General features: G+C 65.2%; 21 protein-coding genes. 15 read left to right on the top strand and 6 right to left on the bottom strand.

Annotation, left to right across the window (positions count from 1 at the left end):
• Positions 1-9: 9 nt before the first annotated feature.
• The 3 genes from ACX3PH_RS02745 to ACX3PH_RS02735 form a co-directional block, all read right to left on the bottom strand.
• Positions 10-750 (bottom strand): NUDIX hydrolase, encoded by a 741-nt coding sequence (locus tag ACX3PH_RS02745; RefSeq protein WP_459089132.1) that lies wholly within the window; start codon positions 748-750, stop codon positions 10-12.
• A 111-nt stretch (positions 751-861) separates the two neighbouring features.
• The gene (locus ACX3PH_RS02740) at positions 862-1,515 is read right to left on the bottom strand and encodes an SDR family oxidoreductase (RefSeq protein WP_459089130.1); all 654 of its coding nucleotides are present in this window, start codon (positions 1,513-1,515) and stop codon (positions 862-864) included.
• 162 nt (positions 1,516-1,677) lie between these two features.
• Entirely contained in the window at positions 1,678-3,018 is a 1,341-nt protein-coding gene (locus ACX3PH_RS02735; protein ID WP_459089128.1) for an aminotransferase-like domain-containing protein, read from the bottom strand.
• Between the two features lie 191 nt (positions 3,019-3,209).
• On the opposite strand from ACX3PH_RS02735, the gene ACX3PH_RS02730 reads away from it, so the two are divergent.
• From ACX3PH_RS02730 to ACX3PH_RS02690, 9 genes are all read left to right on the top strand, one after another.
• The gene (locus ACX3PH_RS02730; RefSeq protein WP_459089126.1) at positions 3,210-4,061 is read left to right on the top strand and encodes a nitrilase-related carbon-nitrogen hydrolase; all 852 of its coding nucleotides are present in this window, start codon (positions 3,210-3,212) and stop codon (positions 4,059-4,061) included.
• Between the two features lie 32 nt (positions 4,062-4,093).
• Complete coding sequence (gene hydA / locus ACX3PH_RS02725) at positions 4,094-5,512, top strand: dihydropyrimidinase (RefSeq protein ID WP_459089124.1); 1,419 nt, start codon at positions 4,094-4,096, stop codon at positions 5,510-5,512.
• A gap of 114 nt (positions 5,513-5,626) precedes the next feature.
• Positions 5,627-6,643 carry a TIGR03842 family LLM class F420-dependent oxidoreductase gene (locus ACX3PH_RS02720; protein ID WP_459089122.1) on the top strand — a complete coding sequence of 339 codons (1,017 nt, stop codon included), beginning with the start codon at positions 5,627-5,629 and terminating at the stop codon, positions 6,641-6,643.
• A gap of 1 nt (position 6,644) precedes the next feature.
• Positions 6,645-7,598, top strand: a complete 954-nt coding sequence (locus tag ACX3PH_RS02715; RefSeq protein ID WP_459089120.1) for an ABC transporter permease — start codon at positions 6,645-6,647, stop codon at positions 7,596-7,598.
• Complete coding sequence (locus tag ACX3PH_RS02710) at positions 7,595-8,479, top strand: ABC transporter ATP-binding protein (protein WP_459089118.1); 885 nt, start codon at positions 7,595-7,597, stop codon at positions 8,477-8,479. Before ACX3PH_RS02715 ends, ACX3PH_RS02710 begins: the two co-directional genes overlap by 4 nt.
• Positions 8,480-8,529: 50 nt before the next feature.
• Positions 8,530-9,240, top strand: a complete 711-nt coding sequence (locus ACX3PH_RS02705) for an ABC transporter permease (protein WP_459089116.1) — start codon at positions 8,530-8,532, stop codon at positions 9,238-9,240.
• A gap of 37 nt (positions 9,241-9,277) precedes the next feature.
• The gene (locus ACX3PH_RS02700; protein WP_459089114.1) at positions 9,278-10,417 is read left to right on the top strand and encodes an ABC transporter substrate-binding protein; all 1,140 of its coding nucleotides are present in this window, start codon (positions 9,278-9,280) and stop codon (positions 10,415-10,417) included.
• 80 nt (positions 10,418-10,497) lie between these two features.
• Positions 10,498-11,823 carry an aminotransferase class III-fold pyridoxal phosphate-dependent enzyme gene (locus ACX3PH_RS02695; protein WP_459089112.1) on the top strand — a complete coding sequence of 442 codons (1,326 nt, stop codon included), beginning with the start codon at positions 10,498-10,500 and terminating at the stop codon, positions 11,821-11,823.
• A gap of 95 nt (positions 11,824-11,918) precedes the next feature.
• Positions 11,919-13,412: a CoA-acylating methylmalonate-semialdehyde dehydrogenase gene (locus tag ACX3PH_RS02690; protein WP_459089110.1), complete on the top strand. Its 1,494-nt coding sequence runs from the start codon at positions 11,919-11,921 to the stop codon at positions 13,410-13,412.
• A gap of 120 nt (positions 13,413-13,532) precedes the next feature.
• On the opposite strand, the gene ACX3PH_RS02685 is transcribed toward ACX3PH_RS02690, so the two are convergent.
• Together ACX3PH_RS02685 and ACX3PH_RS02680 are read right to left on the bottom strand one after the other, a co-directional pair.
• A complete protein-coding gene (locus ACX3PH_RS02685) occupies positions 13,533-14,606 on the bottom strand; it encodes a DivIVA domain-containing protein (protein ID WP_459089108.1) in 1,074 nt (357 codons plus the stop codon).
• A 136-nt stretch (positions 14,607-14,742) separates the two neighbouring features.
• On the bottom strand, positions 14,743-15,687 hold the full coding sequence (locus ACX3PH_RS02680; protein ID WP_459089106.1) for a LysR family transcriptional regulator: 945 nt from the start codon (positions 15,685-15,687) through the stop codon (positions 14,743-14,745).
• Positions 15,688-15,830: 143 nt separating this feature from the next.
• Here ACX3PH_RS02680 and ACX3PH_RS02675 point away from each other — a divergent pair, with 143 nt between their 5' ends.
• Positions 15,831-15,953, top strand: coding sequence for a hypothetical protein (locus ACX3PH_RS02675; protein WP_459089104.1), 123 nt, complete (start codon positions 15,831-15,833; stop codon positions 15,951-15,953).
• A 109-nt stretch (positions 15,954-16,062) separates the two neighbouring features.
• Positions 16,063-16,611, top strand: coding sequence for an orotate phosphoribosyltransferase (gene pyrE / locus ACX3PH_RS02670; RefSeq protein ID WP_459089102.1), 549 nt, complete (start codon positions 16,063-16,065; stop codon positions 16,609-16,611).
• A gap of 139 nt (positions 16,612-16,750) precedes the next feature.
• On the opposite strand, the gene ACX3PH_RS02665 is transcribed toward pyrE, so the two are convergent.
• A complete protein-coding gene (locus ACX3PH_RS02665; protein ID WP_459089100.1) occupies positions 16,751-17,533 on the bottom strand; it encodes an HAD-IIA family hydrolase in 783 nt (260 codons plus the stop codon).
• 112 nt (positions 17,534-17,645) lie between these two features.
• Between ACX3PH_RS02665 and ACX3PH_RS02660 the strand changes: the two genes are divergently transcribed.
• The 4 genes from ACX3PH_RS02660 to ACX3PH_RS02645 all read left to right on the top strand — a co-directional run bounded on the left by ACX3PH_RS02660 (position 17,646) and on the right by ACX3PH_RS02645 (position 20,856).
• Positions 17,646-17,933, top strand: coding sequence for a hypothetical protein (locus tag ACX3PH_RS02660; protein ID WP_459089098.1), 288 nt, complete (start codon positions 17,646-17,648; stop codon positions 17,931-17,933).
• A gap of 240 nt (positions 17,934-18,173) precedes the next feature.
• On the top strand, positions 18,174-18,794 hold the full coding sequence (locus ACX3PH_RS02655; RefSeq protein ID WP_459089096.1) for a GPP34 family phosphoprotein: 621 nt from the start codon (positions 18,174-18,176) through the stop codon (positions 18,792-18,794).
• Between the two features lie 71 nt (positions 18,795-18,865).
• Positions 18,866-19,501 (top strand): TrmH family RNA methyltransferase, encoded by a 636-nt coding sequence (locus tag ACX3PH_RS02650; protein WP_459089094.1) that lies wholly within the window; start codon positions 18,866-18,868, stop codon positions 19,499-19,501.
• A 107-nt stretch (positions 19,502-19,608) separates the two neighbouring features.
• Entirely contained in the window at positions 19,609-20,856 is a 1,248-nt protein-coding gene (locus ACX3PH_RS02645; protein WP_459089092.1) for an NAD(P)/FAD-dependent oxidoreductase, read from the top strand.
• The last annotated feature ends 10 nt before the right edge of the window (positions 20,857-20,866 follow it).

The raw sequence follows: 20,866 nt of genomic DNA, 5'->3' as shown, positions 1-20,866 counted from the left end.
TTCTACCGACTACGGTGCCGGATGCTCGGTGACGCCGTAACCCGCCTCGGCGGGGATCACGGCAACCCTCGCGCCGCCCTCGCGCACCTCGACCGTCGGCATCACCGTGAACAGGGGCCGGTTGCGGGCTGCCTCGATCGCGCCAGCCGAGTCGGTGCTCTCGGCCAGTCGCATGAGGTTCAGCAGCGTCGGGAAGATGATCGACTGAGCATCCGATTCCGCCCGCCTTACCGTTTCTGCGGGGCTTGCCCACTCGACCGCGACCGTCTCGCCGCCGTCCGGAACGGGCTGCTGGCCCACCGGTGCACGCGCCAGCAGGAAGTACGTGTCGAAGCGGCGGGGCGCTACCTCGGGGGTGACCCAGTGGCTGAAGGGTTGCACATCGTCGAGCATGAGCAGTCCGCCGGATGCGCGCACCACGTCGATGAACCGGGCGTCGGTGCGGTCAGGTTGTGCGATCGGCTCGCCATCTGGCCGGGCTGCCAGGAGCAGGGCAGTTTCTTCGAACGTCTCGCGAATGCCGGCAATACGGATCGCGCGCTCCGGGTTTGCGATGCCGGCCCCGCTGCCGAGCAATGGCATCCAGTCGTCGCTGTAATCGTCCTCGTCGACGGCGCCGCCAGGAAATACGAGGGCGGATGCGAACACCGCCTTCGCGTGGCGCCGCACCATCAACACCTCGAACGGGTCGTCGCGCACGAGCACCATCGTCGCCGCCAGGCGGGCTTCGGGCGGGGTTGTCGGTTTCATGGGTTCTCCATTCCTCAGCCTAAGTGCCGGCTGGGGGAACCTCCTGCTTCCGAGCCCGTTCCGGCGCCACGAGCCTGCCGCGGCGAGGGCGCCTCGCCGAGCGGGGGCGACCTAGGGCAGCTGCGCGAGCGCTTCGCCGATGGAGGTCTCGCCGCCCACGAATGGAATCGTCCTGCCGATGGTGCCGTCACCCCGGAGCGCCGCCGCAGCAACCGCGGCGACATCGTCGCGGCTGACCTTGCCGCCCTGATGTTCGTAGCCGACGGTGATGAGCCCGGTCCCCGGGTCGAGGGTCAGGCCGCCCGGGCCGAGGATGGTCCAGTCGAGGTCGGTCTGGCGCAGGTGGTCGTCGGCGGCGGCTTTCGCCTCCGCGTAGGCGAAGAACGAGTTGTCCGGGTCGACGCCGTGGTCGGCGCGCGCACCCAGGTACGACACCATCACGTACCGCTTGACGCCGACGGATGCTGCGGCCTCCATCGAGCGGATCGCGGCATCGCGGTCCACCGCGTACGTGCGTTCGGGGTCGCCGCCACCTGCACCGGCCGACCAGACGACGGCATCGTGGCCGGCGAAGTGCGGTGACAACTCCTCGGCGGAGAGGTGCTCGACGTCGGCGACAACCGGCGTGGCACCGTGCTCGGCCACCTCAGCGGCATGGTCGGGGTTGCGGATCAGCGACGTGACTTCGTCCCCGCGGTCAGCGAGGATCCGTGCGAGTCGCAGCGCGACCTTCCCGTGCCCTCCGACGATGATGATGCGTGACATGGTGCCTCCTGACGACGAGCGGTAACTCCACCGTACGCGCGAGCCGCTTTCGGCGCGCACGATACTGACCACGAGACGTTGTGTTGATGGAGTGCTGCAACGTTCCACCGCGCGGATGACAAACCCGAGTTTTGTTGAGGCCGCGCGGCTGGGTCAGGAAGGCTACGCCCAGCGGGCGTGCAGGCCGTTGGCGGGCGCTCCGGCGCGCGCCGCGGAGGCGAGGGCCTCGGCGACCGGGAGCACATCATCCGGCACGGCCCCGGCCGTCACCCGGATGAACGCCTCTGCCGATTCGACTGCGAAGAACGGCGAACCCCCGGCGACCCGGATGCCCGATGCCGCGAGCTCGACGATGGCTGACTGCTCGTCGGACACCGGCAGCCAGGCGTTGATGCCGTCCGCCTGGCGCACGGCGAGGCCGAGGTCGTTCAGTGCACCCGCCAGCGCCCCCTGCCTGGCGGCGTAGCTGCGACGGGCTTCGGCGACCTCCTCGAGGCTGGCGCTGTTGGTGAGCAGGTCGTGCAGGATGGTTTGCAGCATCCGGCTGGTCCAGCCCGGTCCGAGCATCCGCCTGGCAATGATCCGGTCGATCAGGTGCGCCGGTCCGCCGAGGGCGGCGATGCGCAGGTCTGGCCCGTGCGATTTGGAGTAGCTGCGGATGTGCAGCACCCGGTCGGGCAGCCAGCTGCCGAGACTGACGTCCGGTGCGGTGCTGATGTCACCGGAGTGGTCGTCTTCGATGACAACCACGTCGTGCCCGCGCAGCAGCCCGGCGAGTTCCTCTGCGCGGTCTGCCGGCATCGAGGCGCCGGTCGGATTGTGGGCGCGCGGCTGCAGGATGACGGCGGATGGCGAGCGGGTGAGCGCCTCCCTCAGCGATGCCGGCACGATCCCGTTCTCGTCGACCGCCACCGGCAGCCGCTCGAGGCCGAGCTGGTCGACCAGGTCGAAGAACGGCGGGAATCCGGGGTTCTCCACGACCACGCGATCACCGAACCGGGTGACCTGCTCGAGGCTGCGGGACAGCGCATCCAGTGCCCCGTTGACGATGGTGAACGACTCGGCGGGGTATGGCCAGGAGGTGTGGAGCAGGTTCAGCAGCTCCGGCAGCACTGAGAGGTCCTGGTAGCTGGGGGTTTCGGCGCGCTGCGAGACGCGGGTGAGCGCCGGCCCCAGCGCCGGCAGAAGCGCGGGGTCCGGGGTGCCGCGGGACAGGTCGAGCCTGGGGTGAAGCGACTGATGGGATGCGCTACGCGTGTTCGGCCGCTGCGTCGCGGGTTCTCTCACGAACGTGCCGTTGCGGCCGCGGGACACGATGAGCCCCGCCGACCCGAGCGCCTGCCACGCCTGGCTCACCGTCGCCGGGCTGACACCGAGGTCGGATGCCAGCTCCCGAACGGTGGGCAGGCGGTCACCGACGGCCAGGCGCCCGGAGCTGATCAGCCGTCCGACGCCTGCCGCTATCCCCGCCGGGGTGCGATGCTCGATCTCTGCTGCAAGCATCCGTCAAGGCCTCTTGTGTGTGAATGGCTCTTGCCTGAACCCGATTGGGCACCAGTATGATGACTGTACGCCCACAGGGAAAACATAAACTAAATATTCAGCATCATCAATAACAAAAAGTAACAAGTCGAGTCGCGCCGATTGTGAGATCGGCCCGGCAAGCTGAGCACAAGGAAGTGTGGAGGACGGCTATGAGCAACATTGTTCGCGCGGCGATCACGCAGACGACCTGGACTGGCGACAAGGAGTCGATGCTCGACAAGCACGAGCAATTCGCCCGGGACGCGGCCGCCGAAGGGGCGCAGATCATCTGCTTCCAGGAACTCTTCTACGGGCCGTACTTCGGCATCACCGAAGACAAGAAGTACTACTCCTATGCCGAGCCGGCCGACGGGCCGATCGTGCAGCGGTTTGCGGCGCTCGCCAAAGAACTGAGCATGGTCATGGTGCTGCCGATCTACGAAGAGGACATGCCAGGGGTGTACTACAACACCGCGGTGGTGGTCGACTCCGACGGAACCATCCTCGGCAAGTACCGCAAGCACCACCTGCCGCACCTCGACCGGTTCTGGGAGAAGTTCTACTTCCGTCCAGGCAACCTCGGCTACCCGGTCTTCGACACGGCGGTCGGTCCGGTCGGCGTCTACATCTGTTACGACCGGCACTTCCCGGAGGGGTGGCGAGAGCTGGCGCTGAACGGTGCGCAGATGATCTTCAACCCGAACGCCACCAAGCCGGGGCTCTCCAACCGGCTCTGGGAGGTCGAGGGCCCGGCGGCAGCCGTTGCGAACGGCCTGTTCGTGCTCCAGCCGAACCGCGTCGGCCGCGAAGACAACGAGTACGGAGAGCTGGCCGTCGACTTCTATGGCACCAGCCAGGTCATCGACCCGCGCGGCAACTGGGTCGGGGAGCGCGGGTCGGGCACCGACGAGGAGATCATGATCCGCGACCTGGACATGGACATGATCCGCCAGATGCGCGATGACTGGCAGTTCTTCCGCGACCGCCGCCCGGACTCGTACACGAGCATCCCGAAGCCGTAAGACCCGCTGGTCGCCAGAAGGAGGAGAAGTCAATGAAGACCCTCATCAAAAACGGGACCGTCGTGAACTCGACGGGGACAGCATCCGCCGATGTATTGATCGACGGCGAGACGATCGCGGCCGTGCTCGCGCCCGGCTCGAACCTGCTCGGCTTCGACGTGGAGAACAACGTCGACACCGTGATCGACGCCGCCGGGAAGTACGTCATCCCGGGCGGCATCGACGCGCACACGCATATGGAGATGCCGTTCGGCGGCACTTTCGCCAGCGACACCTATGAGACGGGAACCCGCGCGGCGGCCCACGGCGGCACGACCAGCATCGTCGACTTCGTGGTGCAGTACGCCGGCGAGAACGTGATCGACCAGTTCCAGGCCTGGCACGCGAAGGCGGCCGGCAACTGCGCGATCGACTACGGCTTCCACCAGATCCTGTCGGACGTTCAGGATGCCTCGCTCACCGCGATGGACGAATTGATGGGCGAGGGGGTCTCCAGTTTCAAGCTCTTCATGGCCTACAAGGGCGTCTTCCTTTCGGACGACGGGCAGATCCTCCGCGCGTTCCAGAAGGGTGCAGAGCTCGGCGCGATGATGATGATGCACGCCGAGAACGGCGCGGTCATCGACGTGCTGGTGAAGCAGGCGCTGGAGGCCGGCAACACCTCCCCGTACTTCCACGGGCTCACCAGGCCGTGGCAGGCGGAGGAGGAGGCAACCCACCGCGCCATCATGCTCGCCAACCTCACCGGGGCGCCGCTCTACGTCGTGCACGTCAGCGCGAAGCAGGCGGTCGAGCAGATCGCGGCCGCACGGGACAAGGGCCAGAACGTCTTCGGCGAGACTTGTCCGCAATACCTCTACCTGTCGCTCGAGGAGCAGCTCGGCGCACCAGGGTTCGAGGGCGCCAAGTGGGTGTGCTCCACTCCGCTGCGCTCGCGGGCGGAGGGTCACCAGCACCACATGTGGCAGAGCCTGCGCACCAACGACATCCAGATGGTCTCCACCGACCACTGCCCGTTCTGCATGAAGGGCCAGAAGGACATGGGGGTGGGCGACTTCTCGAAGATCCCGAACGGGATCGGCGGGGTCGAGCACCGGATGGACCTGCTCTACCAGGGCGTCGTCGACGGCAACATCTCACTGGAACGTTGGGTCGAGGTCACCTCGACCACGCCGGCGCGGATGTTCGGAATGTACGGCAAGAAGGGCGTCATCCAGCCCGGGGCTGACGGGGACGTGGTCGTGTACGACCCGAACGGTCATACGTCGATCGGGGTGGGCAAGACGCACCACATGAACATGGACTACTCCGCGTACGAGGGCTTCGAGATCGACGGGCACGTCGACACGGTGCTCTCCCGCGGCAAGGTCATCGTTGACGACAACCAGTACCTGGGCGCGAAGGGCGACGGCAAGTACTTCAAGCGCGGCCTCTCGCAGTACTTGATCTAGGAATTCCATGCAGACGTCAAGAGCAACCGCAATAGTGCCCTTTCCGGAGGAAAGTGCCCGGCGGAACAGCCACTATCCGCCGGAACGGGCACTTTCGAGCAGGGGGAACTGAGCATGGATTTCGGAGCAGTACTACAGACCAACCCGCCCGCCGCGCGCACCGTGCAGCTGGCGAAGCTGGCGGAGGAGCACGGGTTCAGCCACCTCTGGACTTTCGACTCGCACCTGCTGTGGCAGGAGCCGTACGTCATCTACAGCCGCATCCTGGCCGAGACGCACAAGATCGTGGTCGGCCCGATGGTGACCAACCCGGCCACCCGCGACTGGACCGTGACGGCTTCCACCTACGCCACCCTCAACGAGATGTACGGCAACCGCACCATTTGCGGGATCGGCCGCGGCGACTCGGCGGTACGGGTGACCGGCGGTGCGCCGACCACGCTGAAGACCCTGCGGGAGGCGATTCACGTCATCCGCGAGCTCGCCAACTCGCGGTCGGTCGAATACAACGAGACCACGCTGCAGTTCCCGTGGAGCAAGGGCTCGAAGCTCGACATCTGGGTGGCGGCGTACGGTCCGCTGGCGTTGAAGCTTGCCGGCGAGGTGGGTGACGGTTTCATCTTGCAGATGGCGGACCTCGATGTCGCCGAGTGGATGATCAAGACGGTGCGGAACGCCGCCGAGGCCGCCGGCCGCGATCCGCTGTCCGTCAAATTCTGTGTCGCTGCCCCGATGTACATCGGCGATGACTGGGGCCGCATGCGCGACCAGTGCCGCTGGTTCGGCGGGATGGTAGGCAACCACGTGGCCGACATCGTCGCCAAATATGGGGCGGATGGCGCAGTGCCGAAGGCGCTCACCGACTACATCGCCGGCCGGCAAGGCTACGACTACAACGAGCACGGTCGAGCCGGCAACACGCACGCCGACTTCGTGCCGGACGAGATCGTCGAGCGCTTCTGCCTGCTGGGGCCGGCTGAGGACCACATCGAGAAGTTGAAGGCACTGAAGGATCTCGGCGTCGACCAGTTCGCCGGCTACCTGCAGCACGACAACAAGGAAGAGACGCTGCGCGTCTACGGCGAGACAGTGATTCCTGCGCTCAGCGAGCACATTGTGGCCAAGGCATGACATGACCGTCACTCCCACGATGCAGGTCATGACGGTCGACGCCTCCAGGGGGCGGCCGAAGCGGGCTTCGTCTGGGCGAGGCCGCCGCGGCCAGTGGCGCCGGGTCGCGTTGGGAACGCTCGGAGTGCTGGGTATCGGGGTGCTGTGGGAGCTGTACAAATTCCTTGGGCCGGAGAAGGGATTCGTGGTCGGCGAACTCATCTTGTTGCCGCGAACCAACGACATGTCGATGCCACACATCGCCACCATGTTCGAGCGCCTGCTTGAGCCGCTCACCGGCGCCAGCAACTCGGTCATGATGTGGGAGGCGGTGCTGGAAACCTCAAGCTTCTCGCTCTACATTGCTGCTGTCGGCTGGATCATCGGCGTCAGCGTCGGCCTGCTTCTCGCCCTCGTCATGCAGCGTTTCCGAACAGCGCAGTCTGCCGCGCTGCCGTGGATCATCCTGAGTCAGACGGTTCCGCTGATCGCCATCGCGCCGCTGGTTCGCCGCTGGGGTGCGCAGATTGAAATCGGCTCCTTCGTCTGGGAGAACTGGATGTCGGTGGCGTTGATCGCGAGCTACCTCGCGTTCTTCCCGGTGTCGATCGGGGCACTTCAAGGGTTGAACTCCCCGGACACCGCCCACGTGGAACTATTCCGCGCCTACGGGGTCGGCTGGTGGAAGACCCTGCTCAAGCTTCGGATCCCGGCCAGCGTTCCGTACCTTCTACCAGCCCTGCAACTCGCTGCGGCAAACGCCGTGATCGGCACGATTGTGGCCGAAGTCTCGATCGGGCTCAAGGGTGGGATCGGCCGAATGGTCATCGAGTTCGCTGGTGCCGCCGGCGGCGATCCGGGAAAACCGTGGGCACCGATCTTCGGCGCTGTCGCAATCGGGCTGATTGCTGCCGGAGTCGTCTCACTATTCGCGTTGTTCGCCCGTCGCTACCGCCGAGGGGAAACCAACGCATGACCGACACACAACCTGAGGTGAAAATGACCGAAGAGGCCCACCCGTCTAACGAAGCGATGATGGCGCAGTCAGCGGAATCCCCCGCAGTCGTCGTCGACAACGTGGGAAAGATCTTCACCGTCGAAAAGGGCGCACAGGTCACCGCTCTCGAAGAGATCAGCCTCACCGTCGCCAAGGGTGAGTTCGTTTCCCTGATTGGACCATCTGGCTGCGGTAAGAGCACCCTCATGCGCCTGATCGCGGACCTGGACCATCCGACCAGCGGATCACTCGCCGTTTTTGGCAAGACGCCGAAACAGGCGAGACTCGACCAGGACTATGGCATCGCCTTCCAGCAGGCCGGGTTGCTGCCCTGGCGCACTGTTCGAGCCAACATCGAGCTTCCGCTCGAGCTTCACGGCAGCAACCGGTCGGCGCGGACGAAGAGAGCAACTGAACTTCTGTCGCTGGTCGGGCTCACCGACTTCGCCGACAACTTCCCCGACCAGCTTTCCGGCGGAATGCAGCAGCGGGTCGCCATCGCCCGCGCACTGGCGGAGAGCCCCAACCTGTTGCTCATGGACGAGCCTTTTGGAGCCCTCGACGAGATGACCCGCGAGCACATGCAGGCCGAGTTGGCTCAGATCTGTGGCGAAACGAACGCCGCAGTTGTTTTCGTCACCCACTCCATTCCCGAAGCGGTGTTCCTGGCCAACCGGGTGGTAGTGATGTCACCGCGACCTGGTCGCATCCGCGCCATTGTCGACATCAATCTGGGAGATGCACGCCACCGCACCGACGAGCTGCGTGAAGACGAAGCGTTCTTCGCTGCCGTCAGTTCGGTGCGGGAGCATCTGCACGGAACTTCCGGTGCCAGCGCGCGAGGAGCTGACAACCGGTGAGAGCAGCGTTTGGAGCATCGAAGGGGTTACTCCCGCCGTTGATTCTCGGCGTGGTAACCCTTGCGTTGTGGCAAATCGCCGTGGTCGCGTTCGAGATCAAATCGTTCGTACTGCCCAGCCCGGCCTCCATTGGCGAGCAATTCTTCTCCAACCTGCCAACAGTCTGGTCGAACTCGCTGGTTACCGGCCTGAACTCCCTGATCGGACTACTGATCGGGATGGCCGTGGCGGTGGTCTTCGCCATGATTTCTGCGCTGGTGCGAACGATTGATGAACTCACCGCTGCGGTGGTGTCTGCCGCAATGGTGCTGCCCATTGTGGCGCTGGCGCCGGTACTCTACGGGATGTTCAGTGCCAGCCAGCAGACCGCCAGGGTGCTCGTCGCCGCGCTCGCGGTCTTCGTGCCGGTCTACGTGAACACGCTGAAGGGGTTGCGCCAGGTTCGCCCCGTGCACCGCGACTTGATGAGGGCGCATGCGGCTTCCACCTGGCAAACGACCAAAATTGTCACGCTACCAACCGCACTGCCCTTCCTGTTCACGGGACTACGCATTGCCTCCGCTCTGGCGGTCATCGCCGCAGTGATCGCAGAGTACTTCGGTGGCCCCATTGGCGGACTGGGCAAATCGATTACGACGGCTGCCGCCGGGAGCAACTACCCGTTGGCCTGGGCCTACGTGCTCGGATCGATTCTTCTCGGTCTCGCCTTCTACCTGGCCACCATGGCGGTCGAACGACTGACTCTGCACCGGCGTGCCTGAACCGCACAGTTCTCATGAACCGCAACAAGGAGGAACAATGAAACACAGCACACGCCTCATGACGGGCACCGCTGCATTCGCGGTTGTCGCCCTCGCATTCACCGGCTGTTCGCCAGGGGGGTCGACGACAGAACCAGGCGAGGACGGACTGACTCCGGTCACGTTGCAATTGCAGTGGTTCGCCCAAGCCCAGTTCGGTGGCTATTACGCCGCAGTCGATCAAGGGTTCTATGAGGAGGAAGGCCTCGACGTCACCCTCCAGGAGGGCGGTGCAGACATCGTTCCGCAGGATGCCCTGGTCTCTGGAGACGCGGACTACGCCATCTCCTGGGTTCCGAAGGTGCTGGGTTCTATCCAGCAGGGTGCGAACATCACCAGTGTCGCCCAGATCTTTGAACGCTCTGCGACGATGCAGGTGTCGTTCAAGGAGCACGGCATCACCAGCGCTGAAGACCTGGCCGGCCACACGGTCGGCAGCTGGGGCTATGGCAACGAGTGGGAGATCTTCGCCGGACTGCAGCAGGCGAACCTCGGCGTAGACGACATCACCCTGGTCACGCAGGCCTTCGACATGCTGGGGCTGCTACAGGGCGACATCGATGCGGCACAGGCCATGACCTACAACGAGTACGCGCAGGTGCTGGAAAGCATCAACCCGGACACCGGAGAGCTCTACCAGCCGGAGGACCTCAACGTCATCGACTGGAATGAGGAAGGCAGCGGAATGCTGCAGGACTCGATCTGGGCCGACGCCGAGCGCCTCGCCACTGACACCGAGTTTCAGGAGACGACGGTGAAGTTCCTGAAGGCCTCGATCAAGGGCTGGATCTACGCGATGAACGACCCGCAAGCATCCGCTGACATAGTCACCGCTGCTGGATCGACTCTGGGCACCAGCCACCAGCTGTGGATGGCCAACGAGGTCAACAAGCTGATCTGGCCGTCCACGAACGGGATCGGCATCACTGACGAGGACGCCTGGGACCGCACGGTGGACATCGCGATGGAGACGCAGAACGAGACGGGAGCAACCATCCTCACCGAGCTGCCGCCCGAGACTGCGTACACCAACGAGTACATCCAGAAAGCGCTCGACGAATTGATCGCCGAGGGCATCGATGTGAAAAACGAGGGCTACGAGTCCATCACCGTCGAACTCAAAGAGGGCGGCAAGTAACTAGCCGCTTGCCGGGTAGCCCACGCGGCTGCCCGGCAGCGAGCTCCCATTAGAAGAAAAAAGAAAGAAGCACGATAACCGTGACCGACACCACCACCACCGTCGACACCGATCTGGATGCCAGGGCGATCGAACTCGACAAACACGTCTTCCACTCCTGGTCGGCGCAGGCGACCCTCAAGCCGTTCGTCATCTCCGGCGCCCAGGGCTGCCGCGTGTGGGACCACTCCGGTCGCACCTACCTGGACTTCTCCAGCCAGCTGGTCAACGTGAACATCGGCCACCAGCATCCGGCCGTCGTCGCCGCCATCAAGGAGCAGGCCGACACCCTCACCACCATCGCGCCATCGACCGCTAACCTGCGCCGCGGCGAGGCGGCCAAGCGCATCACCGACCGTGCACCAGACGGCTTCAACAAGGTCTTCTTCACCAACGGCGGGGCGGATGCCAACGAGAACGCCATCCGGATGGCCCGCCTGCACACCGGCCGGGACAAGGTGCTCTCGACCTACCGCTCGTACCACGGCAACACGGGTGCGGCCATCGTCTCCACCGGGGACTGGCGTCGCGTCCCGAACGAATACTCGCGCGGGCACGTGCACTTCTTCGGACCGTACCTGTACCGGAGCGAGTTCTGGGCAACGAGTCCCGAGCAGGAGAGCGAGCGGGCCCTGCGCCACCTGGAGCGGGTCATCCAGAGCGAGGGTCCGGCCGGTATCGCGGCCGTGCTGCTCGAGTCGATCCCGGGAACAGCCGGTGTGCTGTTGCCCCCACCCGGCTACCTGGCCGGTGTGCGGGAACTCTGCGACCGCTACGGCATCATGCTCATCCTCGACGAGGTGATGGCCGGTTTCGGCCGCACCGGTCGCTGGTTCGCCTTCGACGGATACGACGTCGTGCCCGACCTGATCACCTTCGCGAAGGGCGTCAACTCGGGCTATGTGCCGGTCGGCGGCGTCATCATCTCGGATGCGATTGCGAGCGACTTCGACAACACCGTGTTCCCCGGAGGTCTGACCTACAGCGGGCATCCGCTGGCGATGGCGTCCATCGTCGCCGCACTCGACGCGATGGAGTCGGAAGGCATCGTGGAGAACGCAGCCCGGGTCGGCCGGGACGTGATCGCACCGGCGCTCGCAGAACTGAAGGCGAAGCATCCGATCATCGGTGAGGTGCGAGGTGAGGGCGTCTTCTGGGCGGTCGAACTGGTTGCCGACCAGGCGACCCGGGAGCCGGTCAGTGGAGCGGTGATGGGCACCATCAAGTCCGAGCTGATGGGCCGAAGGTTGCTCCCGTTCATCTCCGAGAACCGCATCCACGTCGTGCCGCCCTGCGTGGTCACCGACGCCGAGGTCGTCGAGGCGATGGCCATCTACGACGAGGTGCTCGGCCTCGACCTGCTTTAGTCCCCCTCCCGCTGGCCCCGCTTGTCGAACCCCACGAGAAACCTTCCGGATCTCGACAAGCTCGATCCGCGAATCAACAGAAACGAAACAACGAAATGACCGAAACACTCTCCCACTACATCAACGGCGCATCCGCTGATGGCAACTCGACCCGCACCTCGCCGGTGTTCAACCCGGCCACCGGCGCGGTCGCCAAGAACGTGCGACTGGCCAGCACCGCGGATGTCGATACCGCGGTGGCCGCTGCCCACGCCGCCTACCCGGCCTGGCGCGACACTTCGCAGGCCAAGCGGCAGGTGATCCTGTACAAATTCCGCGAGCTCATCAACGAGCGCCGTGACGAGCTGGCAGACATCCTGACCGCCGAGCACGGCAAGGTGACGTCGGATGCCCGCGGCGAGGTCGCCCGCGGCATCGAGGTGGTCGAGTTCGCGCTCGGCATGCCGCACCTGGTCAAGGGTGACTTCAGCGAGAACGTATCGACTGGCGTCGATGTGTACACGCTGCGCCAGCCGCTCGGTGCCGTGGCGATCATCAGCCCGTTCAACTTCCCGGCCATGGTGCCGATGTGGTTCTATCCGATCGCGATCGCCGCCGGCAACACCGTCGTGCTGAAGCCTTCCGAGAAGGACCCGTCCGCGGCCAACTGGATGGCCGAGCTCTTCACCGAGGCCGGCCTTCCCGAGGGTGTCTTCAACGTGGTGCACGGCGACAAGGAGGCGGTCGACGCCCTGCTCGTTCACCCCGACGTGAAGGCTGTCTCGTTCGTCGGGTCGACACCGATCGCGAAGTACATCTACGAGACCGCGTCGTCGCACGGCAAGCGGGTGCAGGCCCTCGGCGGTGCGAAGAACCACATGCTGGTGCTCCCGGATGCTGACCTCGACCTCACCGCGGACGCCGCCGTCAACGCCGGGTTCGGTTCCGCCGGCGAACGCTGCATGGCGATCAGCGTGATCGTCGCGGTCGAGCCGGTCGCCGACGACCTGATCGCGAAGATCACCGAGCGGATGAAGGGTCTCAAGGTCGGCGACGGCATGCGCAATTGCGACATGGGTCCGCTGATCACCGAGGCGCACCGCGACAAGGTCGCCTCCTACATCGACCTGGCCACGAAGGATGGGGCGGATGTCGTGGTCGACGGCCGAGGGATCGAAGTTGATGGCGAGGCATCCGGTTTCTGGCTCGGACCGACGCTGCTCGACAAGGTGACCACGGACTCTGACGTCTACAAGGACGAGATCTTCGGGCCGATCCTGGCGATCATCCGGGTGGACAGCTACACCGAGGGTCTCGACCTGATCAACCGCAGCCCGTACGGCAACGGGACGGCGATCTTCACCAACGACGGTGGCGCGGCACGTCGTTTCCAGCACGAGGTGGAGGCGGGCATGGTCGGTGTGAACGTGCCCATCCCCGTGCCGGTCGCGTACCACTCCTTCGGCGGCTGGAAGGACTCGGCGTTCGGTGACGCGAAGGCGTACGGCCCGGCCGGGATCTCGTTCTACACGCGGGAGAAGGCCGTCACCTCACGCTGGCTCGACCCGAGTCACGGCGGGATCAACCTGGGCTTCCCCCAGAACCACTAAGTGCATGTTTCGCTGGTTGAGCTCGTCGAAACCCCCACGGGATCTCGACAAGCTCGATCAGCGATTGCTGCCGACTCGCTCAGGGACGGAAGCCGATCGACCTGCGGAAAGCAGGAACGGTTACGCGCTGATGCTGCGCTTGGCCTCTGCCGGCTGCGCGTGCGCAACCAGCGACTCGGTCTCTGATGTGAGGGTGCGCATCCGCTGAACGTACTCGTGCAGCACGGACTGCTGTCGGCGAAGGTCCGAGATGTGGGTTTCGGCGTCCCTCGTCATCGAGTTCACCATGTCTTCGGTGTCGCGGGTGATGGTGCTCGCACGCACCATCGTCTTCGACATCAGGTTGTCGGTGAACGCGAGTGCTGCCTGGGCGTCTTCTTCCGCGCGGCGCTCGGCCTTGGCCAGCATGGCCTCGGCGTCGGCCATGAGTGCGGCTGCCCGCTGGGATGCCGCCTCCACGTGGGCGTCCGCCTGGGCGTAGGCCTTCTGCGCGTAGCGCTCGGCCTCCTCGTGCACCGTGGCCCGGGCGAGTTCGGCCTCGTCCTGACGGTCACGAACGTCGGCCTCGGCTGCGACGATCATCTCCTGGGCGGCATGGAACAGCTCAGCAGCCTCCCGCTTGACCTGTTCGGCCTGACGGCTGGCCGCGGCCTGGATCTGGGCCACCTGCCGCTCCGCCTGGGAGATCATGGTGGCGCTGCTGCGCTCAGCGCGAGCGCGGGTGTTGCGTGACTTCGCGGACTCGTCAGCGGCCTGCTGGCGCAGCCCAGCCACTTCCGCTTCCGTGCTGAGGCGCAGTTCTTCGGCAGCCTGCTGGGCATCCGCAATCAGCGTGCGGCTTTCCCGTTCAGTCTGCTCACGGATTCGCGCGGCATCGGCCTTGACCGACGCGCGGATGTCGGCCGCCTCCTCGCTGGCCTCGGAAAGCATCTTGCTCGCCTGGGTCTCCGCCACACGAAGGGTTTCCTCGAACGCGGTTCCGAGGTCGGCAAAACTGGGCTTGATCCGGGACGCGCGCTCGTTGGCATCCGCCAGTTCCCGCTTGAGCCGCTGGATCAGGTGGGCGTTGTCTGCCCGCTCCTCGTTGTAGCGGTCGAGGCGTTCGTTCAGTTCGACGACGATCCGGTCCACATCCGCTGGATCGTAGCCACGAATTGTGCGGCGAAACTCGATGACGTTGTCTGACATGCTCATTGTGGCTCCCCGCGGCGCACCCGAATGCGCCTAATGTCCCGAAACACGGCTCCCGATATGCCGTAGCTCTCCAACGTACCGGTGAAGCACCGCCTCCTGCCGCGCCGGGGCTACCCACAAACGGGGGGTCGGTCCACTAGTCCGGCAGGGTGATCGCGCCGGTCTCCACCGCGTGCAGCCGCTGCACTTCGGCTGCGCGCTGTCTCAGTACCGCGACGACGGTGCGAACCGCGAGGCGCTCGGCTCGATCCGGGCGCATCAACGCCACGATCTGCCGTTCCGCGTCGATGCCCCGGAGCGGCTTCAGCACCATCTTGTCGGCCAGCTCGGAGCCCGACGAGTAGCGCGGCACCAGGGCGATGCCGAGGCCGGCCATGATGAACGCCTCGATGATGCGCAGGTCGGAGAACCGCTGGATGATGTTCAGCCGGCCGTTGCCCAACTGCTCGATGTCGTGCAGCACCCGCTCGAACGGAAACCCTCCCGGTACGCCGATCCAGGGTTCGTCGACGATATCGCCGGCGGTCAGGTAGCTGCGTCCGGCGAGCCGATGCTCTGAGCAGACACCGATGTCGAGCTGTTCTGTCATCAGCGGGACCACCGTGAGGCCACGGCCGCCCCAGGAGCGCTGACCGCTCATCGTGTGCGCGAGGACGATGTCGTGGTCGGCGGTCAGCTCAGAGAAGTCGTTGAGTTCCGGGTCCTGGTCCGTGCAGTTCAGGATGATGTCTCCCAGGTCGGCCAGGTCGGCGATGGTGCCGGGTAGGAGCATCTGTCCGGCCGTGGGGAAGGTGACGATGCTCACGTCGCCGGTTGCCTTGTTGCGGAACTCATCCCAGACGGCATTCGCGCGCTCGATGGCGATCGCAACGTCGGTGGCGCTGCGAGCCAGCGCGCGGCCGGCATCCGTCAATGCGAGCCCGCGTCCGCTGCGTTCAGTGAGGGGCAGCCCGGCCTCCCGCTCAAGCACTTTGAGCTGTTGCGACACGGCGGACGGCGTGCGGTGCAGGGCGCGGGCCACCTCGGTGACACTGTGCCGTTCGGACAGTTCCCTGAGCAATTCGAGACGCTGAATGTCCATGTAGCCACGCTACAGCGTTCGTGCAGAATAATGCGATTGTGGTTTATAGATTCCGGTGATGGAATAGAAAACAGTCGAACACGAGCAAAGGCGCCTCCGTCTGGTCGACGTTCCCACGAAACCCCTACGAAAGGCACCTTCTCGTGTTCGCTCTACTCACCATCATCGGCATCCTGGCCATCACGTCCATCGTGGCCGTGTACTCGGACATCAAGACCGACGGCTACAGCCACCACGCTGCCCAGAAGGAACTGCAGTTCTCCTAGGCGGTTGATCGCCGTTGCCGGCGATACCCAGCAGTGCCGACGCTCGGCCGGAGGGGGCATCCTCCGCAGCCGGGCGTTCCTGCGTTAACCCGCTGGGTAGAGTTGGCGGGTGACCGAAACGCGCCAGCAGCTCATCGAATTCATCAAGGCCGACGCCGTCTTCCACGGGGACTTCACCCTCACCAGCGGCAAGAAGGCTACCTATTACGTCGACCTGCGGAAGGTCAGCCTCGACCACCGGGTCGCCCCGCTGATCGGTCAGGTGATGCTGGACTTGATTTCCCAGGTTCCCGAAGTTTCGGCCGTCGGTGGCATGACCATGGGCGCCGACCCGATCGCATCCGCCGTACTGCACCAGGCTGCTGCACGTGGCGTGGCCTACGACGCGTTCGTCGTGCGGAAGGAGCCGAAAGACCACGGTCGTGGCCGCCAGGTTGAGGGCCCGGATGTGGCGGGCAAGCGGGTCATCGTGCTCGAGGACACCTCGACGACCGGTGGCTCTCCGCTGTCCGCCATCGAGGCGCTGAAGAAGGTGGGCGCCGAGATCGCCGGCGTCGCCGTGGTCGTCGACCGCAACACGGGCGCCCGTGAGGTCATCGAGGCGGCCGGCTACCCGTACTTCGCTGCGATCAGCCTGGACGACCTCGGCCTCAGCTAGCACCTGCCCGCCGCCGGCCCACCCCTCCGCTTCCGTCCCAAATGAAGGAGATTTCGCGGTCGACGGGCTTCTCGCCCAATGAAAGTGTTACCGAAGGCGGGTATTTCCTTCATTTGGGATAGCGCGAGGGGCGGGGTGCTCAGCGGGCGGTGTCCAGCAGGTCTGCCACGCTGTCGATGACCTCGTCCGGTCGGAACGGATAGCGGTCGATCTCGGCCCGGTCGCTGATACCGGTCATCACCAGGATGGTGTGCAGCCCGGCCTCGATGCCGGCGACGACGTCCGTGTCCATCCGGTCGCCGATCATCCCGGTGTTCTCCGAGTGCGCGCCAATCTTGTTCATCGCCGAACGGAACATCATCGGGTTCGGCTTGCCGACCACGTACGGCAGCTTGCCGGTGGCCTTCGTGATGAGGGCGGCGACTGCGCCAGTGGCTGGGAGCGGTCCGTCGATGCTCGGGCCGGTGGCATCCGGGTTGGTGGCGATGAAGCGTGCACCGCCGATGATCAGGCGGATCGCTTTGGTGATGGCCTCGAACGAGTAGTTGCGCGTCTCGCCGATCACCACGTAGTCGGGGTCGTTCTCGGTCATGGTGAACCCGGCCTCGTGCAGTGCCGTGGTGATGCCGGCCTCGCCGATCACGAATGCGGACCCGCCCGGAATCTGCGATTGCAGGAAGTCGGCGGTGGCGAGGGCGGATGTCCAGAGGAACTCTTCGGGAACGACCAGTCCGGATGCCCGCAGACGGGCACTGAGGTCACGCGGCGTGAAGATGGAGTTGTTGGTGAGCACCAGAAACGGTTTGTCCTGTTTGCGCCACTGCTGCAACAGTTCGGATGCCCCGGGGATCGGCCGGCTCTCGTGCACCAGCACGCCGTCCATGTCGGTCAGCCAACACTCGATGTTGTCACGGTCGCTCATGCGGCAATCGTACTGAGCACGATTTGGGCCGTCCGGAATCCGGGGCATCCCGAGGGGTCTGCCCCGCGAACGTGGGCTCTGCACTTTCAGGTTCTTGTGCCATGCTCAAAGGGTGACTGACTCACGACGCGATTATGCCGTGGGCGTCCAGAGACCCTCGACGGCCACCATGCGGCGATTCGGCTCCATGGTCATTCTGGTGGGCGGCGTCGCCCTGATCGGGGCGTTCATCCCCGGTGTCACCTTGACGGCGCTGATCGTGGCCGTCCTTGGCCTGGCCCTCGGCATTCTCTGCCTCGTCCTGGACCACAGCTTCAACGTGCTCGGCCTGATCGGAACAGTCATGTCGTCGGCGGCCGTCAGCCTGGCGATCATCATGGGGCTTGTCTACGGTTCCTGAGCTGCGCGATCGGTGGTCTCGATACACGTTCTCGCTTCGCTTGCCCGCACTCGACCCGCAGAAGGCGAGTGGGCCGCAGTGGTTTCTTGTGGGTGAGTGGGCGCGCAACAGCTATCTGTGGGTTGAGTAGGCGCGCAGCGCCGTATCGACCTGTTCAGGCGTGTCAGTCGAACGGTGTGTACTCGCGTTCGCCCTGTACGATCTGCCGGTTGAGCTGGCGTCCCCGTTGTTTTCTGGGCCATGATGAACCCTGTGGATCGCGACCGGCTTACTCTCGCTGAGGAAGTATTGCTGTCGGAGCCGGCGACAGACGGGCGGATGGTCTACGGCGGATTCACCATCGGGGCTGCGGCCCTTGTAGAGCTTGCCGTCCGCGGCATCGTCGTCATGGGACGTGTCCGGTTGTGGGGCCAGCGGCTGACGCTCGTAGATGACGCACCGGTGGGTATCGAGTCGTTGGACGTTGCCATCAATGTCCTCGCCGGCCGGCAACGCCCGTGGACGGCCCGGGCCGCTATCTGGAAGGTATCGGAGCCGGTGTCAGCCTCCGCAGTCATGGAACTCAACCGACGAGGCATTGTCCGCGCCCGCGGCCTGCCGATGCGACACGGCGGATGGCTGGAACTCCTGGACTTCGAACTCCGGCACCGCACACTGGCCGAGAACCGCCCACACAGCACCGCTGCAGGCATCGACACGGGGATGGTTCGCGACATTCACCGCCGATCCGGCCGCCAACTGGTCGGTGAGGGCCCAGACGCGTGGAAGCTTGAACTCCTCGGCCAGTATCCGACTGAGTCGCTGCCAGCGGTGACGCTGGTGCTCTCCAGCCTGAACGCCCTCACCGCACCGGCGTACTGAATTCAGCCAGCTGTGCGGATAGGTGACCGCGTAGGCACTGGGGCCGGATCCAGAGCGATACCCTGAGATACGTGCACGAGCAGCCGGACCCCTCCCATGAGTTGACCACCAATGGGGTCGGCCCCTGGAAGGGCGAGCTGCCCGCCGATGAGCGCTACGACCCCGAACTCCTGGCCAAGGGTGACACCCGCAACGTCATCGACCGCTACCGCTACTGGAGCATGGCGGCGATCGTCTCCGACCTGGATGAGCACCGGCATCCGTTCCACGTCGCCATCGAGAACTGGCAGCACGACATGAACATCGGCTCGATCGTGCGCAGCGCCAACGCGTTCGCCGCCGACACCGTGCACATCGTCGGACGCCGCCGCTGGAACAAGCGCGGAGCCATGGTGACCGACCGTTACCAGCACGTGCTGCATCATCCGGATGTCGCCGACTTCGTCGCCTGGGCCAAAGAGCGCGACCTTCCGATCATCGCGATCGACAACGTGCCTGGCAGCGTGATCATCGAAACCTTCGACTTCCCGCGCGAGTGCGTGCTGCTCTTCGGCCAGGAAGGCCCCGGCCTGTCGCCCGAGGCGATCGAGGCGGCGGATGCCGTGGTCGAGATCAGCCAGTTCGGCTCCACCCGCAGCATCAACGCCTCCGCGGCCGCAGCCGTCACCATGCACGCCTGGGTGCGCCAACACGTGTTCGGAACGTGAACCGCACAACTCCCATGGTCAGCCCCGGCCACAAGGCGGGGTGTTCCAATGCCCTACGATTATCTCGTCTGGGCAGTGTCGCCCGAAGAAAAACTGGAGAAGAATAATTGGCTCAGCCTGCTCACGTCGTCATCGTCGGTGCCGGAATTGTCGGACTTTCCACGGCATGGTTCCTGCAGGAACGCGGGGTCGAGGTGACGGTGCTCGAGAAGACCGGGGTCAATGCCGGCTCGTCGTGGGGCAACGCCGGCTGGATCGCCCCGGCGCTCACCCTTCCGCTGCCGGAGCCCTCCATCTTCCGTTATGGACTCAAGGCCGTCTTCAGCCCGTCGTCGCCCGTCTACATCCCGATCAGCCTCGACCCGAAGCTGATCCGCTTCCTGCTCGGCTTCGCCTGGTATTCCACCCCACCGAAGTGGCGCAAGAACATGGCCACCTTCGCCGAGATCAACAAGTGGGGCGTCGACTCGTTCGACCGGCTCGCCGACGGTGAGGTCAAGGAGAAGGCGATCGTCGCCGACCCCTTCCTGACCGGGTTCGTGAACGAGCGCAACGTCGCCGTGCTCGAGCACGAGTTTGCCGAGATCGCCGCCCGCGGCGGTCACGTCGACTTCGAACGGATCACCGGGGATGAACTCCGTGCTATCGAACCGACCATCAGCGGCGCGGTGACCCATGGCATCCGCATCGCCGGCCAGCACTACATCAACCCGCCGCTCTACGTCGACTCGCTGGCCGAGGCGGTACGCGAGCGTGGCGGCAAGATCCTGACCGGCATGGATGTCCGTGACATCAACGACCTCGGGGCAGACGGCGTTGAAGTCGTCGTCGCGTCCGGCGAGAACGTGCGTGCAGACCAGGTGGTCGTCGCCACCGGAACCTGGCTGGGCGAGTTGGCCCGCAAGTTCGGTGTTCGCCAGCTGGTTCAGGCCGGACGCGGGTACAGCTTCAGTGTTAAGCCGAAGGTCGTTCCCCAGCACCCGATCTACTTCCCGATCGAACGCGTCGCCTGCACCCCGCTCGGCGACCGCCTGCGCATCGGCGGCATGATGGAGTTCCGGCCGGCCCACGCGGCACCCGACCAGCGGCGCATCCGCACCATGGTCGAGGCTGCCAGGCCCCTGTTCGACGACGTCGACTGGGACGCGCGCGAAGAGGAGTGGGTGGGCTCACGCCCGTGCACGCCGGACGGCCTGCCGCTGATCGGAACCACTAAGTCCCCGCGCGTTCATGTTGCCGGCGGGCACGGGATGTGGGGGGTCACCCTCGGCCCGTTCACCGGCCGCATCGTCGCCGATAGCATCACCGGCAATGGGAACCACGAGCTGCTCAAGGCATTCGACCCGCTGCGCTAAGCGAACCGGG

Source organism: Homoserinimonas sp. A520 (assembly GCF_054489245.1).
This window is presented reverse-complemented; position numbering and strand designations above follow the sequence as displayed.